The sequence below is a fragment of the Catenovulum sediminis genome, assembly GCF_007289895.1.
Taxonomy (GTDB): domain Bacteria; phylum Pseudomonadota; class Gammaproteobacteria; order Enterobacterales; family Alteromonadaceae; genus Catenovulum; species Catenovulum sediminis.
On record NZ_CP041660.1, the window covers coordinates 2,806,173 to 2,824,292 of the forward strand.

Consider the following 18,120-nt stretch of genomic DNA (forward strand, 5'->3'; position numbering starts at 1 on the left):
TTGTCGATTTTGATGCCAGTTAAAAATGTTGAACCGTATATTTCTGAATGTATGGACAGCATTTTAAAACAGACATACTCTAAATTTGAGATTATCGTGGTGGATGATCATTCAACAGATATGACAGCAGATATTGTAAAGCAATATGCAAATAATGATGCGCGCGTTAAACTGGTTAAAGCGCAAGAATCAGGGTTTGTCGCTGCTTTAAATTTAGGGTTGGAGTATTGCTCGTGTAATTTAATTGCACGAATGGACGGTGACGATATTGCAAGAGAAGATCGCTTTCAGATTCAAATGGATTTTATGGAAAATAATCCCGATGTTGATGTATGTGGTTCATGGATTGAGTTGTTTGGGCAAAAAACAGAGGTCTGGCATTATCGGCAGTTTGATTCACATATAAAATCCTTAATGATGTTTAAGCGCTCAGGGTTTGGACATAACGCCGTAATAGTAAGAAAGAAAGTCTATGATGCATTTAAATATGAAAGTGCATTTGAGTTTTGTGAAGATTATCGATTATGGTGTCAATTAGCGACCAAAAGCACTTTTAAATTTCACAATATTCAAATGCCTTTGGTGAAATATAGAATCCACTCGACGCAAGTTATTGCGACTAAAACCGCAGTTCAAAGCACATTGCGAGAAAAGATCTTAAAAGATTTTATTGCCGAGCTAGGCTGGGAAATGGACCCCAATGAATTTATATTGTACCAGGCTATTCGAGAGTTAGATTTCTCAAGAACAAAAGCATCGCTACAAGAAATAAGAAAAATGTTTGAGAGACTAAGAGAAATTTCTAATGCGCGGTTTGGTGATGACTGTGGTCTTTTTGATTTACACTGGCAGCGACTCGTTGAATGTATTGACGCTAAACAATTTACCCAAATAGTCGATAACTAAATGAGTACTTTCAAACGAGAATAAGTTGTGAATTTTATTGATGTTGATATCGCCAAGTTGGGCGTGTTAAAAAATAAACAATACGCCATTATCGGAACAGGCGGCTATAGCAAAAAATTACTTCAACACATTGAAAAAAATAACGTCACTTTACCAAGATGCTTTTGTTATATCGGGGAAAACACACCCAATCATAACAACTTATCTCTTCCCTTAATTGAGTTGAATACAGCCAAGCATATAAAGTATTTTGTAATTGGCTCAAATGTTTTTCAATTTGAGATTATCGAAAAAGCACGCAAAATCTTACCTGATAGCGTGAAATATTTCGATTTATCTTCAGAACTGACAAACAACATTTCATACTACGAACACAAAATTACACTCCAAAAGCCATATATATTGTTCTATTCGGTTGATCCTAATAATCATAAAAAGTGGCTGTCCGGATTTGAACGCTATTTAAAGTCTCATGATATCGAGCTTATATTTAAACACCCATTACAGCAAACATCACATGAAGTGCTAAAGCAATCGCGCGGCATTTTTTTATGGAATGGGACTACAAGTAGCTTTAATTATTTAAAGGAAAAATTAATTCATTTAAACAAGAAATTTACCTACGCAGAATGTGGCTTTTTCCCCCAAAAAGACTATGTGTATTTCGATAGACACGGCATAAATGACGAAAGTTCATTGCAGCATGGTAACGTCAGTTGGCTGCCAAATAATTATCTAGAAATCATAGCGCAACACAAAACTGAATACTTTTTAGATAACTATCCAAAACTCAGCTATGGTGAGTACGTTTTCGTCCCTTTGCAGTTAGAGTCTGATTCAAACGTGAGGAAAAACTCACGTTTTAAGTATGGTATGCAAGAGTTTATTGAATATATATGCACACTATACGACCAGCCTATTATTTTTAAAGCACATCCGCTGGATACAAAAACAGATAAGTACGTTTTGCCTAAGGGGCGCTGGGCTACTTCAAGTGAAACGACACATCAATTAATTCATTGGTCAGACATTGTGCATGGAATTAACTCTACTGTGCTTTTTGAAGCCACGTTAATGGGGAAAAAGGTAATTGCAGAAGGTCTGTGTTTATTAAATCGTTTCGAAAACAAGCAACGTTTGCTGGCTGCGATGATATTACGACAAAAAAAAATTAATGATGCAAATTTTAGCCGGGAATATTTACAACAATTTACCAATTTGGAAGTGATATAAGTTTAAGGGTTTACGCCATGCAATGTTTAAAAATAAATAAGTGTCAAAATACGAAGCTCACAATTGGTAGTCAGCAACTTGTTGCATGGGAATTAAGTGCGTACAGTAATTCTATAGATAACCTCGTAATTGAAAACTGCCTAGAATATCTAACTGCTATGGAGGGTGACGCGTGTCTGATTGATTGGTTTAAAAGTTTGATGGTAGGCGGCTCAATCGAACTTAGAGTCACTGATGCTGAGTATTATATGCGTCAATGGCTGGATGCACGGTGGGATGAGAAATCTATCAAAGATCCGCAGTCAGCCGCGCGGATATCAAGTGCTAAATTGTATGGCTCACAACAATGCAGCAACCCTAGGTTTGCTGATTACAATCAATCATATGAAAACGTATATAAAAGTGCATATAGTCAAAGTAAGCTAACCTTTCTACTTGAGCGTGTCGGGTTTACTGGGGTTGAAATTGTAAAAGAGCAAGGAATGCTAATAGCGAAAGCAACCAAAACAATGAATTATGGAGAGCGTCAAATCTCAACTAGCTATGAAGCTATTCGGCAGGATCATAAAAATCGCTACATATTTGCCGCTGACAAGTTAGCTCAATTAGAGTCTAAAATTGTATTGGATTTAGCATGTGGTATTGGTTATGGCAGCAAAATAATTGCTCAGTCTACAAAAAGTAGAGTCACTGCCGTTGATATTGATCTCGGTGCGATTCAGTATGCGAAAGAATATTTTGCACATGAGAATGTGGACTTTATTTGTAAAGATGCTTTGAAGCTAGATATAGATGAAAACTCAGTTGATGCTATTACTTCTTTTGAAACAATAGAACATATCGATTTTGATCGTCAATTGCTTATATTATTTTATAAATGGTTAAAACCAGAAGGCACGCTAATTTGTTCAACCCCTAATGAATCAGTGATGCCATTTAACAAAGCGCAATTTAAGTATCATGTAAAACATTATACAGTACCTGAAATCACAGCTCTGGTTGAATCCGTTGGATTTGTTGTGACTGAGACCTATAAGCAGGCAGATTGCACTGACGGCGATATATCTATTGGGGAAGATGGGGCATTTTGTATATTGGTTTGTAAAAAGGTGTGTTAAATATGGAAAGAAAGCCTAAGTTTAAACAGGGACTCTATCCAATTTATTCATCTTGGTTGTATAAATTTTTTAGCTTTAGAGCGCAGAAATATGCTAGAAAACATAGCATACCTGAAGATCATACGCACATCCTAGCTAACGTATTTTGGGAAGAATATATACAAAAAAAACTCGCAAAAGAAGCAAAACATTTCGGTTGCAAAGAGCTTTTGATCCCTGCTCCGATAACGCAAAATAACGCACAAACTGGCGTTCAAAAAACTGCTTTTATATTAGGGTGTGGAAGTAGTATTAATGACGTGAGTAATAACGAGTGGCAATGTATAAAACAACATTATTCAGTTGGGTTGAATTTGTTTTTTGTCCATGAATTTGTACCGAGCGTGCATTTTACTGAATTTAAGAACACGCCCAAGTTTATCGAGTTTTTTGAAAAGAGAGCACTTAAACATCAACCCTTTAAAGAAACACCGTTACTCATTTCCGCTCGGTATATTGCGCAAAGTGCGGTGGAGTATTTAGAATTTGCGTCTAGAAAGCAGGTGGCTTTTTATCCGACAGTATCAGTTAAGACAAAAGATCCAGAGCTGTTGTCTAGTTTGATTCCGTATTTCTATCGAAGAGCCAATATCTTAACACATCATATGTCTAACTTAGACTCGGCAATTAATTACTGCGTCACTATGGGATATAACGATATTCGGTTAGTGGGAGTTGATTTATATGATGAAGCTTATTTCTACCAGTCACATCAGGATAATATTAGTAAGCAAGCACAAGCAGTATTACACGAAATTAACGCCAATGGAACTCATCGAAATGTGAGTAGGACGGCTCATGCGACAGCTTCTAAAGAAATATCATCACAATTAGGTAATTTACCAATTACCGAATATCTCCCTTGGCTCCAACAGAATGTGTTAAACCGCCAAAATATCCAACTATCGGTTGTAAACCCTAAATCATTGTTGGCCAGCGTGCTTCCTACTAGAGGTATTTTACAATGAGCCTTTTAGCAATTATCCCCGCAAGAGCTGGTTCAAAGGGGATTAAAAATAAAAACTTAGTAAACGTAAAAGGATATCCACTAATTTATTGGTCAATTAATGCCGCGAGACAAAGCACCTTCATCGACCGTGTAGTTGTGACAACTGATTGCCATGAAATTGCCAAAGTGAGTAAAGCATTCGGGGTCGATGTTATATCTCGTCCGAGCCATTTGTCGACTGATCAAACACCCATGGCGCCAGTTATTACACATACAATTAATGAACTTCTTAACAAAGGTATATCTTATTCTAATGTTGTTTTATTACAACCAACCTCACCACTTCGTACATGTCAACATATTGAAGAGGCATATCAACTTTATTTAGAGAAAAATGCGACAATGGTCGTGAGTGTATTTGAGCCAGAGTTTAATCTAGGTAAGTCTTATATACAGAAGAGTAATGGTGAAATTGAAAGTGCATTTGCGAATGATTTTCCACATCTTCGCCGGCAAGAAATGCCAAAATTTTTAATGCCAAACGGCGCAATATACCTTTTTTACGCTCAAGATTTTATGAGTAGAGAGAACTTTGCGAAGAATAATGTTCATCCATATATCATGAGTCGTGCCGATTCAATAGATATAGATACTTATTCTGACTTAGAGAGATTAAGTTAAATGCACTTATGTTTAAGTAAAATATTAGATAAATGTACAAACGAATTATCAAAGAAAAATTATATTGATCTGTTAAAAACAGTGGATAAAGCCCTCAAGCTAGATCCCAACAATGCTCAATTACTTAAATTTCGCTTAGACGCATTGTTAGGGTTGGGGACTGCATATGACGACTTAGGTTTTTTGAGGAAGTTAAGTTGGTATCGCAGTACAGATCCTGAAGTGCTATATCATCTAGCTCAAGCATTTTGGCTCAGGGAACAGTATCATTGTTCTGTTGTTATATTGTGTTTTATGGTGAGTGTGGGGGGCGAAGCTCAGATTTTAAATGCAAGGTTGCGCGAGTTAGGGTATTCACGTGTCAAAATTTATTTTATCAATACACAACGAATTGGTCATTTAGCGTGTGAATCTGATGCGTGGCTGCGCAAAAGGGCACGGCTACAGGCAAGTCCAAATGAGTTAAATATATTTATAGGCCAAGAAAAAGTTTGTAATTATGCATATTTAGATATGTTGGCAAACTACCAAAAAATAGAACTCAGTGACTATTTGTTTAACCTGCATAGCTCGCGACCGCTTCTTTTAAATGATAAATTTTATGGTCAAATGCCATATGATGTAAACAGCGCAAAAAGGCAGGCATTTTCGATTGAAAATCAGTTACACAATGCCGTGGTCGTTTATAAACAAGCTGATCGACTCCTCGAGCTGACAGAAAAACAAACTGAACTTAAAAACTCTATATACAATGAGTTTGGTATACATGCGAAGAGACCAATAGTCTGTCTACATGTTAGAGACTCTAAATATTTAACGAGTGTCGTCGGCGGCAAAGATACAACTTATCACGATTACCGTGATGTGGACATTCTAAACTATGAATCAACGATAAGATGGTTAATAGGTGCAGGGTACACCGTTGTAAGAATAGGGCAGTATACTAACCAAAAGCTATCAATTGATTCAGATTTTTACATTGATTTAAATCAGCGCAACGAATCTTCAAATGTATCTTTAGCTGAACTAATATTCATTAGGGATTGTGTATTTTATTTAGGTATTAATTCAGGCCCATTCGCTATAGCCGCATCTTTCGATAAACCATGCTTATTAGTTAATTGTGCACCATACGTACATGTTTATGGTAAAAACATCTGGAATATTTTTAAGAAATTAATTGATGATGAAGGAAAAGCAAAATCATTTGTAGAAATTGCACAAGGTACAACTTTAAAAAACAACTTGGGAATCGAAGAGAGAGTGTTAGATATATATAATGGACAAGTCTTAGCTGGCTATGGGTATTCATATATTGAAAACACTTCTAGTGAAATTATACAAGCGACAATTGAATTTGAAGGTGTGTTGTCTAATCGTAACCAATACGATGATCGATTATTACGTCAATATTTTGCACAAATCCCAAATGATTGCGGTTATTTAAACAAAAATATTGTGATTCCACATAGCTTTCTTCAAGCAAACAAAAAATTATTTAACGTCGAGTAGAATATGAAAACAATTTTAGTTACAGGCGCGACAGGGTACAAGGGTAGTGTGTTAGTACCTAAACTATTGAACCAAGGGCATAAAGTTATAGCATTTGACACTCAATGGTTCGGTAATCATTTGCAGCCTCACGAAAATTTAGTGGTTATAAAAGGAGATGTGCGTTTTATTGAAACGATTCCGTTGGACGGAGTGGAAACCATAATTCACCTAGCCTCAATTGCAAATGACCCATGTGGAGATTTAGATCCCAAACTAACTTGGGAAGTGAGCGCGCTTGCAACAATGCAATTGGCCGATCATGCTGTGCGCAAAGGTGTAAAGCATTTTATTTATGCATCGTCTGGTAGTGTTTATGGTGTTAAAGACGAAGAAAATGTAACGGAAGATTTGTCGCTAGAACCATTGTCTGAATACAACAAAACTAAAATGGTATCTGAGCGAGTGCTGCTTAGTTATATTGATAAGATGGTCGTGCAAATTGTCAGGCCAGCTACCGTTTGTGGTCTATCGCCGAGAATGCGGTTGGATGTAGCAGTTAACATGTTGACTATGCAAGCGATCAAAAATGGCAAAATAACTGTATTCGGTGGTAATCAGTCAAGACCTAATATCCACATGGATGATATTACGGATTTATATGTATTTTTGTTGAATAGAGCAGATGTGACAGGTGTATTTAATGCGGGTTTTGAGAATATAACAATTGCTGAGATCGCCGAGATACTGGCTCGTCGTACTGGTGCAGAGGTTATTACGACACCTTCAAATGACCCGCGTTCGTACCGAGTTAACTCTGAGAAACTGCTTGCCACAGGTTTTAAACCGAAAAAATCGGTCGAAATAGCAATAGAAGAGATAATTGAAGCTTATAAAAATGGATTATTGGCCGATAAAGAGGAATATTACAATCTTAAGTGGATGCAAAAAACAGTATTATGAACAAATTTAGCTGTCCAGAATATGCCTCACGATTAAGCGACGTGCTTGCTTCTACGGATTGGTCTATTGTCAAAGCGTTAGGTGAAATTTTACAAAGTACGATCAATAATGGTAAAGCACTTTATCTTTGTGGCAATGGTGGTAGTGCGGGCAACGCCCAGCACTTGGCTAATGACTTTTTGTACGGCATTAGTCCAAAACAAGCAAAATCGGTAAGAGTGGAGGCATTGTCTGCAAACTGCTCGGTACTCACTTGTTTGGGAAATGACTTGGGGTATCAACATATATTTTCACGTCAGATACAGGTAAAAGGCAACAGAGATGATGTGCTAATTGTTTTATCTGGCAGCGGCAATTCAGCAAATATTGTTGAAGCTATTCAAGCTGCGAAAGCTAAAAACATGATTACGGTTGGGATTCTGGGTTACAAAGGTGGAGAAGCTAAAAAACTAGTTGATTTACCCATTCATTTCGCAATAGATGATATGCAAATATCTGAAGACTTACAGTTGATTGTAGGTCACATGTTGATGAGAATGTTGTGCGATGAGGAAAACAAATGAATTTATCTAAAACGGTACTAGTTTTAGGTGCGAATTCGTTTGCAGGCGGTTGTTTTGTTGCACATATGTTGTCGCATAATTACAAGGTAATTGGTATCAACAGAAGTGCAGAAAAAACACCTGAATTTGTGCCTTATAAATTAACCAACTTAGAAAATGAGTACATTTTTTACGCTTTTGATATCAATTCTGATTTTGATCGTATTTGCGATATTATCGAATGCCAAAAGCCGCAATTTATTGTTGATTTTGCAGGTCAAGGGATGGTTGCAGAAAGTTGGGAAAGTCCTGAACAATGGTATCAAACAAACGTTGTTGCTAAATCAAAGTTGATTAACTTTCTAAAAGATAAAGCATATTTACAAAAATACGTACGTGTTTCTACCCCAGAAGTTTATGGCAGTACTGATGCGTTGATTAGTGAATCGACGAGCTATAGCCCTAGCACACCCTATGCAATTAGTCATGCATGTGTAGATATGCACTTGATGGCCTATTACAAGCAATTTGAATTTCCGGTAATTTTAACTCGGTTTTCAAATTTTTATGGTCCCACTCAGCAATTATATAGAATTATTCCTCGCACGATAATTTACGCCAAATTAGGCAAAAAGTTACCTTTGCATGGCGGAGGGAAAGCCATTCGGGCATTTATATATGGTGATGATGCAGCAAGTGGATTAAGGCTGACATTGGAAAAAGGGCAGATAGGCGAGATATATCATTTTTCTACCGATGAATTTATATCGATACACGATTTAGTGCAGAAAATAAATCGTATTCAGGGTATTGATTTTGAAAAATTTGTTGATGTTTCAGAAGATAGAGTCGGCAAAGATTTGCAGTATTTAATGGATGATAAAAAAGCTCGGCGTGAACTGGGATGGCAACCTGAAACCTCTTTAGAACAAGGTATTCTAAACACTTTAGATTGGGTTGAATGTCATTGGCTTTCAATTAAAAATCAACCATTAAAATATATACACAAAGCTTAATATGAATAATTTTTATCCGGAACAATATAAAAAGACGGGACATTACCCAATTAACCATAATTATTTGCCAGAGCAGTTTTCCGATTTCGAGTCCATTTGGGAAAAAGTAAAACAGGTTGTGATTGCAGGTGATTTTACGCTGGGTCAGTCTGTCGATCAGTTTGAAGCCGATTTTTCTAAGTTAAATCATGGAAAGTATGGCATTGGTGTTGGTAGCGGTACAGATGCTTTGTTTTTGACTTTAAAAGCTTTGGGAGTCGGTAATGGTGATGAAGTTATAACGACTCCATTTACATTTTTCGCCACTATAGGAGCCATTGTTACAGCGGGCGCAACTCCAGTCTTCGTGGATATTTGTGACGACCATAATATTAATGCAGAATTAATTGAATCTGCTATCACAACAAAAACTAAAGTGATTATGCCTGTTCACTGGGCGGGTGTTCCATGTGACATGGAAAAAATTAATCATATTGCTCAAAAGCATAATCTGTTCGTTGTTGCAGACGCCTGTCATGCAATTTCGAGTCGTTATCGAAATCAAGGAATGGCAGCGCTTTGTGACGTAGCTTGTTTTAGTATGCATCCGCTTAAAAATTTAAATGTATGGGGAGATGGCGGTGTTATTGTTACTAATAATTCAGCGGTTGCAGAAAAGCTCTATTCTATTCGAAATCATGGTTTGATGAACCGTGATTATTGTCAAGAATGGGCATATAACTCGCGGCTAGATACAATACAAGCGGTTGTCGCACAGCATTTATTAGATAATAAAATCGAGCATATTACTGAAAAAAGAATCGAGAACGCATTGCGTTTCGATAAACTTCTAAAACAAATCCCACAAGTTAAATTGCCAAAGCGAGATCCTGAAAAAAAATCGGTTTATCATTTGTATATGGCGACGTTTGAGCAGCGTGATGAGTTGCAGAATTTTTTAAATAACAAGGGAGTAGATGCCAAGGTACATTACCCGGTTCCGATGCATTTGCAACCTGCCGCGCAACCATATGGTTATCAAGTAGGAGATTTCCCTAAAGCGGAATTCTTGGCAAATAATTGTTTGTCCTTACCCGTACACGAATTTATAAGCAGTGAGCAAATAGCATATGTCGTTGAGTGTATTCAGGAGTTTTATGCAAAATGAACCTGAATAATGTCAAGCCAATGCATGTACCGTTTGTCAATTTAGCCGTTCAGTATGCTGAATTAGAAAATGAATTAGTAGATATTTTCCGACAAGTTGGTCGCTCTGGGCAATATGTTTTTGGACCACAAGTCGAATTATTTGAGAAAGAGCTTTCTTTGGTTTGCCAAAGCAACTATGCCTTAGCGGTAGGGAATGGAACGGATGCATTAGCTTTAGCATTATTGGGTTATGGAATTGGCGCCGGAGATGAAGTGATAACCGCTCCGAATTCTTTTATAGCGACAGCAGGTGCAATTAATGAAGTGGGTGCAGAAATTCGCTTTGCAGATGTTGATGAAGATTATAATTTAGACCCACAGCGAGTTGTCGAAAAAATATCAGAGAAAACAAAAGCGATCATTGTGGTGCATTTGACTGGAAACCCAGCAAAAATGAACGAGTTTCGCAGTATAGCTGATGAATATGGCTTGGTTTTAATTGAAGATGCCGCTCAGGCAATAGGTGCGAAGTATCAAGGTCGAAAAGTCGGATCTCTGGGTGACGTAGCATGTTTTAGCCTACACCCACTAAAGAATTTTCATTTAATGGGTGATGCTGGGTTTATTACTATGCGCGATTCGGAAATTTTCGAGAGAGTGAAAAAACTCAGAAATCATGGGCTAATTAATCGTGATGAAGCTGGTTTTTGGGGCCGAAACAGTCGTTGCGATACATTACAAGCGGCAATTGGTCTAAAAAAGTTACCCTATTTTGAAAAATGGACTGCGCGTTTTCAACAGATCGCTGCAATATACACATCTGAGCTAACAGGTATCGTGCAATGTCCGTATTTTCGCAAAGAGGACGCGCCTGTTTTTCACAACTTTGTTATTCAAGTCGAAAAACGAGCTGAATTTATGCAGATTTTATTAGATCATGGCGTAGAAACGAAAATACATTACCCTGTGCCACTGCATTTAATGCAAGCAGCAAAAAACTTAGGTTATAAAAAAGGGGATTTTCCTGTCGTTGAAAAGCAGGCAGAAAGGATTGTTAGCCTACCGATTTACCCAGAATTAAGTAACGAGCAAGTTGAACATGTTGTAAACACCGTTAAACGCGCCGCATCATTAATCAATATTGAATTAAAGGAAGCCTAATGGGACAAGAAATTGATTTAATGCATAATTACCCAAAAACAAAAAGAGATGTATCGGGACGTGGTCATACTAAAACTGAGGCTGATAGAGCGATTGCACGTAAATTCGGTAAAGAATTTTTTGACGGAACACGAGACACTGGATACGGTGGTTTTAAATACATGCCCAGATTTTGGCAACCAGTGATTCCTGACTTTGCACAGCACTTCAGTCTAGATGCGTCGAGCCATATTTTAGATGTTGGTTGTGCCAAAGGCTTTATGCTGTATGACTTTAAACAACTGATTCCAGGTATTCAGGTCAGTGGTTTAGATATTTCTGAGTATGCAATAGAAAATGCACTGGAAGCTGTAAAACCTGATTTGGTCGTAGGTAGTGCAACTGAGCTACCTTATGAAAACAATACCTTTGATGCGCTGTTTTCGATAACAACTCTGCACAATTTAGAAGTAGATGATTTGGCAAAAGCCCTAATTGAAATTGAACGAGTTTTAAAACAACCAGGAAAAAGCTTTATTACAGTAGATGCTTATCGCAATGATGAAGAAAAAGAGAGAATGGAAGCTTGGAATTTAACCGCTAAAACTATGATGCACGTGGATGAATGGAAAGCCTTTTTTAAACAGGTGGGTTACACGGGCGATTATTACTGGTTTATCCCGTAGGTGTTATGTGACTCAGTTATTGAACAATGAAGCGCATCAATTAAAGGTTTTAAAAACTTTATACTTGATTCGAGATCTAGAAGAAGAAATTGCAAAACGCTATCCAGAAGGAAAAATGCGTTGTCCTACTCATTTATCCATTGGGCAAGAAGGTGTACCGTCTGCTTTGGCACCTTTATTGTTTAGCTATGACCTAGCTGTTTCGACTCATCGGGCTCATGCACATTATTTGGCAAAGGGTGGTTGCCCTAAGGCCATGATAGCTGAGATCTATGGCAAAGCAACCGGCTGCAGCGGTGGTCGAGGGGGATCGATGCATTTAATTGATGAGTCTGTTGGTTTTAAAGGAAGTACTGCAATTGTGGGCAACACTATTCCGATCGGGGTGGGATTAGCTTTAAGTCAACAAATAAAATCGGAACAAGGTATTAGCGTTGTCTTTGTTGGAGACGGAGCTCTTGAAGAGGGCGTCTTTTATGAATCCGCAAATTTTGCCGCGCTTAAAAAATTACCCGTTTTGTTTGTCTGTGAGAATAACTTGTATTCGGTATATAGCCCATTAAAAAATAGGCAGCCAGAAGGGCGAAAGTTGTACAAAATGGTTGAGGCGATTGGTATAAAGTCAACGCATGCCGATGGAAATAACGTAGTTGAGTGTTATGAAATATTACAGGAAAAAATCAACCTAATAAGAGCCGGCAGTGGGCCTCAATTTATTGAGTTCGACACGTATCGTTGGCGAGAGCATTGTGGACCAAACTATGATAATGATTTGGGTTATCGAACTGCACAAGAGTTTGATAATTGGAAAGTGCGAGAACCAATAGCACGATATGAAAATTGGCTGCTTGAAAACACCTTGTTTACTCAGAATCATTTTAGTCAAATACGCGGCCAAGTAACCGGGTTGGTTCAGGAGTCCTTTGAATTTGCAGAGTCGTCGCCTTTTCCAGATGTTTCCACAGTAAATGATTATATCTATAGGTGAGCTAATGTCCTGTAAAGAATTAACGATGGCGCAAGCTGTTAATGTGGCACTAACAGAATCAATGGAAATGGATGAATCTGTTATTTGTTATGGTTTAGGGGTTGATGATCCGCTGCGAATATTTGGTACAACAGCGAACTTAAGCGAAAATTTCCCGCAGCGCGTTTTTGATATGCCCACCTGTGAAAATGCGATGACTGGCGTAGGTATAGGCGCGGCTTTGAATGGCTTAAAACCCGTTATGGTTCATCAACGGTTGGATTTTTTTTTATTAGCAATGGACCAATTAGTTAATGCGGCTGCAAAATGGCACTACATGTTCAATGGGCAATCTAATGTCCCAATTGTGATTCGGTTAATGATTGGTCGAGGTTGGGGGCAAGGGCCTACCCATTCTCAAAATTTGCACGCTTGGTTTGCACACATTCCCGGACTTAAAGTGGTGATGCCGACTAACCCCAATGATGCCTATCATATGTTAAAACAAGCAATACAAGATCCAAACCCAGTTATATTTATTGAACATAGATGGTTACATGGGCAAGTCGGTTTAATTGAAAAAGGCTCACATTCCAGCATTGGAAAAGCTAAACTTTTGAAAAAAGGTGACGATATAACAATTATCGCGATGTCTTATTTAACGGTTGAGGCGATTCGAGCGAGTGAGGCTTTATCTAAAAACAGTGTCAATGTTGAATTAATTGATTTGATGACAGTAAAACCAATTGATTGGGAAACGATATATGAATCGGTTGAAAAAACAGGGCGCTTACTTGTGTTAGATACGGGGGCTGAAACCGGCTCAGTAGCCGGAGAAATAGTAGCTAAAGTAAGTGAAAAGTGTTTTGCCCATTTAAAAGCTGCACCGAGTCGATTAGCCATGCCGGATATACCTGAGCCAACTAGTTACGGTTTAACTAAGCAATTTTATTTTGGTGCTAAAGAAATTGCGGAAAAAGTTCATGGAATGCTTTTAGAAAATGTTGATAGCTCCTTATATCGAGAACTTGATACCGAAGGGCACCATGATATTCCAGGATCTCATTTTAAAGGGCCGTTTTAACGTGGGAAATATCAGAATTAAAGTATTTAAGTTTATGTTAGGGCTTTTACCTTTTAATCTATGTCAAAGTATAGAAAAACGATACTTTCACAACCAATTTAAAAAAAATAAATTTGTAAGTAGCGAGATTGAATTTTTTGAACTTGGTCGCTGGATCAATAAAGGAGATTGTTGCTTGGATATTGGGGCAAATGTAGGTCGCTATACACTTAAAATGGCAGAATTAACTGGAGTGGATGGGCATGTTTTTTCATTTGAACCACTTCCTGAAATCCATGAAATTTTAACTTACATGATTAGAAAGTCGCATTTTAAAAACATCACCGCTTTTAATTGTGCTGTTGGTGATGAAGTTAGTATGGTTGCTATTGAGCAGTCGGGATTAATCAACAAAGATACTGTATTGTTTGACACTTATACCAGCAGCTCGGTATCTAATAATGGAGTGCTTAATACACTTTGTTTGCCAATTGATAATTTAGATATACCTATGACAGTGGCTCTTGTAAAAGTTGATGTGGAAGGCTATGAATTACAAGTATTAAAAGGGATGAGTAAATTAATTGAAAGGGACCACCCAATGTTTATAGTTGAGTCGAATAGTGAATCAAATCGAGAGTTTTTGTTTTCTAAAGGATATAAAAGCTTGCCATTGAACGGAGCGGATAGAAATGAAGTGTTTGTATACAGTGAAAAACTTAGCTGTATGTAATATCTATTTTTAATTCCTAGAACCTAAAGACCTTAGAATTAATACTACTTGACATAGTTTGCATTTTTGAAATTTGAATGAAACGAGAATTTGAAGTGATACTAGACACAATCAACAACGATGGTTTTACCCTTTCAAAACCAATAAATTCGGATGAATATGATGCGATTAAATCTTTGGTAGAATCACAATGGCGAAATCGAATACTCAAATGTTATCCTTATTTGGAACAAACTATAAAAAACTTAGAAATGGATGCGTATCATGAGCTTGATAACCTATTAGAACATAAATTATTGTGGCCTAAAAAAGAGAGAGTGCTAGATTCGAAAGCTGTCAGTAAAATTAAGAGCATGTCATTTTTCAAAACATTAGCTAATGAGCTGAATGTTCTTAGAATTGCTAATGAAGAGTCAATGCAACCTGAAGAAATATATTGGAGGATTGTTAGGCCAGATTCAAGATCAGATATAGGGCCACTTCATGCAGATTCATGGTTTTGGGAACTAGGCCATGGGGTTATGCCTGAGGGCTGTTTTAGGGTCAAAGTTTGGTTGGCTTTATATTGTGAACTAAACCTCTCGGGGCTTGGGTATGTAGAGAATTCCCATAAAAGGTCTTGGCCCTATATTGGAGTTTTACGTGATGGATTTATAAAACCCCAAATACAAATTGATGAAACTAAGGTAGAGATTAAACAATTCAATATACAACCAGGCCAATATGTCGCGTTCCATGACAACTTGTTGCACGTCGGGATTGGTGGTGGCTTGGCTACGCGTGTGAATTTGGAATTTACTCTCTTGTGCGAGAAGTAAGCGCTGTGGTGATACATCATACATATTTGTTTAATGAGGAAAAATATAATCGACAGTCAAAGAATTATAGTCTTGGGTGCAAATAGTTTTATTGGTCGAGGTATATTGAGCACTCAATGTAAGTTTGATAGGCGTTTGGTTTCGGCTGGAAGACAAGAAGAAGTTGACTGCATATTTGACTTAGAAAAGCCCGATACATGGGATGAATTTTCTAGATATTCAGGTGGAAGTGCGATTCTATTGTCTGCTATCACCCCTCAAAATTCTCGAGCCGTGAACGTGGAGAAAGTGAATTTTGTTAATAATGTCATGACAGTGAAGTTGATTGAAAAACTAGATACGCTAGATATTTTCCCCATATTTGTATCTACTAATTTAGTTTTTGGGCGGAATACTTATCAAGTACCTTTTGATGCGCTGTATTCACCACAAAGTTTATATGCAGAAAATAAAGTATATGTAGAAAGTTATCTACGAGAACAGAAACAAAATTTTGCTATAGTCAGGCTATCCAAAGTTATTTCCAAAGATTTTCCGTTATTTTTAAAATGGGCAAGTGCTATATGTAGTGGGCAAGATGTTGAAGCTTACTATGATCATTACTTTTGCCCGATCTTATTAGATGATGTTTCACGTGTACTTATCGAAATTGCAAAAACAAAGCAAACTGGCGTATACCAGCTATCTGGTATGGCAGACGTTACTTATTACGATGTTGCAAAAATAATACACAAAAACTTGGGGAGGCGAGATGGGAGAATTTTGCCTGTTTCAGCTTCATATGATGGTCAAATACCCACTCGCTACTCGTCTTTATTAAACAGGTTACCACCTAGCTTAAGCATTACATCTAACACAGACTTGATCATAGAACGTGTTGCAAACTCAATCCGAGATATGCATATATCACAAACATAAATTACTAAAATATACGATAATATTCAGATTTGGCTAGAGATTTTTAAGCGAGAAGAATATAAATTGGATAGGGGCGAATAAGAATGTTTTAGTTACAAACACAATCATGTGTTAATAATAGATAGCAGTAACTTGGTATTTAAATATTTTTCATAGTAGTTATCACTAGTAAAAATGGTTTACGGATGGAGGTCTAATGAAGTGTAAAAAAGTGGTGGCGCCTCAGGTGATAAACTTATGTCAGATTTAGATTTAATTGTTGAGAAAAAATTGAAAAAATTGAATAAATTGAACAGTAATTGTGGACTTAACGATATTGTAATTATTGTTTATTATGGTCGAAGCGGGTCATATTTTTTACACTCTTTGCTTGATAGTCATCCTGATTTAATTTGTTTACCACCTATCATCAATTCATTCCAATTTGAATTGTCAAAATGCCCAACCGATATAACGACTGTCGAGTCTGGGTTCAGCTTTGTCGAAAAAAAATTTGGCCCTTTCTTTGGAGCATCCTATAAAGCAGAACAAGAAAATTATTTTCGCCAATGTGAAACAGGGAACCTAGATGTTGATAACATTTGTGAGTACCATAAATTCAAAAAGTATTTTTTTTACTATTTTAATTTGTTGACGAGTGAAGGTTATACGGACAAATTAAGATTGTTTCTAACAATAAATTATTCATTCGACAGTTGCTTGAATGGAGAGCAATCCATTGAAAGGCTAAAACAAAAAAAGATAGTGTTCCAATTACATAATCCCTTATATGACCAAATAAATTGGTACGCTAAAAACTTCAATAAATGCACTGTTTTACAAATGGTTCGCTCACCGTTAGTTGCTTTGCGTTCACTACTTCGTTGTAAAATGGAGTCTAACAACCTTACGCCTGACAATCTTGTTAAGATACTTGGCCAACTGTTTTTCAATGCCACCCAGCACCCTAATCACGCAGTTAAGCATATTGGAATTAAATTGGAAGATTTGCATGCCTCTCCAAACGCTATACTAAGCAGATTATGCAATCGTCTCGCTATACAATGGGATGATTGTTTGTTGCGTAGTTCTTTTGGTGGTCGCCGCTGGAGTAATGTTAAAGGGCGGGAGCATATTTCAGGCTTTTCACCCTCTTCTCAAGCTAAAATATGCCTTTCTGATTTAATTCCAGTTCTAGATGAAAAAATATTATTGAAATTATTTGCGGCTAGGTACAGGAGTTGGGGGTATCAGTTGCCGTCTGAACTAGAAGAGGATCCTTTACAAGTTTTAAAAACGCATACATTGTTAATAGAATACTTACCTTACTTTTCGAGCATTGAACTTGCAAGAAAAGCATACGAAAAACAATTACTAATAACTCGTAGTGAAAAAGTTTTATTTTTTTATCGTTATGTTTTAAGTTTTAATGAGCCATTTATTGAGGTTATAGAATGCAAAAGATAGGCTTGTTTGGTTTAGGGACTGGGCTTGATTTATATTTTTCACTAGTTCCGAAATTTGAACTAGCAAAAGTTAGCTTTATTGTTGACAACTCTGCCAACATCGAAAAAGAGCGAACATATGAGAATATACCGATTATATGCATAGAGCAATTAGAGCGTTATGATTTCGATTGTATCATTATTACTTCTAGGCACTTTATTCAAATTTACAATCAGTTAATTTTGAACGGTGTACCTGGCGAGCAAATTAAAGTTTTCCCTATATTAATTAATTTTTGAATTTT

19 protein-coding genes are annotated in these 18,120 nt (G+C 37.0%); all 19 read left to right on the top strand.

What is annotated here, in order from left to right:
- The 19 genes from FNT16_RS11700 (at nt 1) to FNT16_RS11790 (ending at nt 18,115) form a co-directional block, all read left to right on the top strand.
- Nucleotides 1-906 carry a glycosyltransferase family 2 protein gene (locus tag FNT16_RS11700; RefSeq protein WP_185976583.1) on the top strand — a complete coding sequence of 302 codons (906 nt, stop codon included), beginning with the start codon at nt 1-3 and terminating at the stop codon, nt 904-906.
- 27 nt (nt 907-933) lie between these two features.
- The gene (locus FNT16_RS11705; RefSeq protein WP_143871755.1) at nt 934-2,139 is read left to right on the top strand and encodes a capsular polysaccharide export protein, LipB/KpsS family; all 1,206 of its coding nucleotides are present in this window, start codon (nt 934-936) and stop codon (nt 2,137-2,139) included.
- Nucleotides 2,140-2,156: 17 nt separating this feature from the next.
- Nucleotides 2,157-3,257: a class I SAM-dependent methyltransferase gene (locus FNT16_RS11710; protein WP_246072213.1), complete on the top strand. Its 1,101-nt coding sequence runs from the start codon at nt 2,157-2,159 to the stop codon at nt 3,255-3,257.
- 2 nt (nt 3,258-3,259) lie between these two features.
- Nucleotides 3,260-4,264, top strand: coding sequence for a hypothetical protein (locus FNT16_RS11715; protein ID WP_143871756.1), 1,005 nt, complete (start codon nt 3,260-3,262; stop codon nt 4,262-4,264).
- Nucleotides 4,261-4,926 carry an acylneuraminate cytidylyltransferase family protein gene (locus FNT16_RS11720; protein ID WP_143871757.1) on the top strand — a complete coding sequence of 222 codons (666 nt, stop codon included), beginning with the start codon at nt 4,261-4,263 and terminating at the stop codon, nt 4,924-4,926. The genes FNT16_RS11715 and FNT16_RS11720 overlap by 4 nt, the downstream gene beginning before the upstream one ends.
- The gene (locus FNT16_RS11725) at nt 4,927-6,438 is read left to right on the top strand and encodes a TIGR04372 family glycosyltransferase (protein ID WP_143871758.1); all 1,512 of its coding nucleotides are present in this window, start codon (nt 4,927-4,929) and stop codon (nt 6,436-6,438) included.
- A gap of 3 nt (nt 6,439-6,441) precedes the next feature.
- On the top strand, nt 6,442-7,380 hold the full coding sequence (locus FNT16_RS11730) for an NAD-dependent epimerase/dehydratase family protein (protein ID WP_143871759.1): 939 nt from the start codon (nt 6,442-6,444) through the stop codon (nt 7,378-7,380).
- Nucleotides 7,377-7,943 (top strand): SIS domain-containing protein, encoded by a 567-nt coding sequence (locus FNT16_RS11735; RefSeq protein WP_143871760.1) that lies wholly within the window; start codon nt 7,377-7,379, stop codon nt 7,941-7,943. The genes FNT16_RS11730 and FNT16_RS11735 overlap by 4 nt, the downstream gene beginning before the upstream one ends.
- Nucleotides 7,940-8,938 (top strand): GDP-mannose 4,6-dehydratase, encoded by a 999-nt coding sequence (locus FNT16_RS11740; protein ID WP_143871761.1) that lies wholly within the window; start codon nt 7,940-7,942, stop codon nt 8,936-8,938. The genes FNT16_RS11735 and FNT16_RS11740 overlap by 4 nt, the downstream gene beginning before the upstream one ends.
- 1 nt (nt 8,939) lies before the next feature.
- Nucleotides 8,940-10,085, top strand: a complete 1,146-nt coding sequence (locus FNT16_RS11745) for a DegT/DnrJ/EryC1/StrS family aminotransferase (RefSeq protein WP_143871762.1) — start codon at nt 8,940-8,942, stop codon at nt 10,083-10,085.
- On the top strand, nt 10,082-11,227 hold the full coding sequence (locus FNT16_RS11750; RefSeq protein ID WP_143871763.1) for a DegT/DnrJ/EryC1/StrS family aminotransferase: 1,146 nt from the start codon (nt 10,082-10,084) through the stop codon (nt 11,225-11,227). The genes FNT16_RS11745 and FNT16_RS11750 overlap by 4 nt, the downstream gene beginning before the upstream one ends.
- On the top strand, nt 11,227-11,892 hold the full coding sequence (locus FNT16_RS11755; RefSeq protein ID WP_143871764.1) for a class I SAM-dependent methyltransferase: 666 nt from the start codon (nt 11,227-11,229) through the stop codon (nt 11,890-11,892). The genes FNT16_RS11750 and FNT16_RS11755 overlap by 1 nt, the downstream gene beginning before the upstream one ends.
- 7 nt (nt 11,893-11,899) lie before the next feature.
- Nucleotides 11,900-12,880, top strand: coding sequence for a thiamine pyrophosphate-dependent dehydrogenase E1 component subunit alpha (locus FNT16_RS11760; protein WP_221935023.1), 981 nt, complete (start codon nt 11,900-11,902; stop codon nt 12,878-12,880).
- Nucleotides 12,881-12,884: 4 nt separating this feature from the next.
- Nucleotides 12,885-13,943: an alpha-ketoacid dehydrogenase subunit beta gene (locus tag FNT16_RS11765; protein WP_143871765.1), complete on the top strand. Its 1,059-nt coding sequence runs from the start codon at nt 12,885-12,887 to the stop codon at nt 13,941-13,943.
- Between the two features lies 1 nt (nt 13,944).
- Nucleotides 13,945-14,655 carry an FkbM family methyltransferase gene (locus FNT16_RS11770; protein WP_185976584.1) on the top strand — a complete coding sequence of 237 codons (711 nt, stop codon included), beginning with the start codon at nt 13,945-13,947 and terminating at the stop codon, nt 14,653-14,655.
- 77 nt (nt 14,656-14,732) lie between these two features.
- Complete coding sequence (locus FNT16_RS11775; protein ID WP_143871767.1) at nt 14,733-15,473, top strand: phytanoyl-CoA dioxygenase family protein; 741 nt, start codon at nt 14,733-14,735, stop codon at nt 15,471-15,473.
- 72 nt (nt 15,474-15,545) lie between these two features.
- A complete protein-coding gene (locus FNT16_RS11780; RefSeq protein WP_185976585.1) occupies nt 15,546-16,391 on the top strand; it encodes a sugar nucleotide-binding protein in 846 nt (281 codons plus the stop codon).
- A gap of 237 nt (nt 16,392-16,628) precedes the next feature.
- The gene (locus FNT16_RS11785; RefSeq protein ID WP_143871769.1) at nt 16,629-17,837 is read left to right on the top strand and encodes a hypothetical protein; all 1,209 of its coding nucleotides are present in this window, start codon (nt 16,629-16,631) and stop codon (nt 17,835-17,837) included.
- A complete protein-coding gene (locus FNT16_RS11790; protein ID WP_143871770.1) occupies nt 17,825-18,115 on the top strand; it encodes a hypothetical protein in 291 nt (96 codons plus the stop codon). Before FNT16_RS11785 ends, FNT16_RS11790 begins: the two co-directional genes overlap by 13 nt.
- Nucleotides 18,116-18,120: the final 5 nt, after the last annotated feature.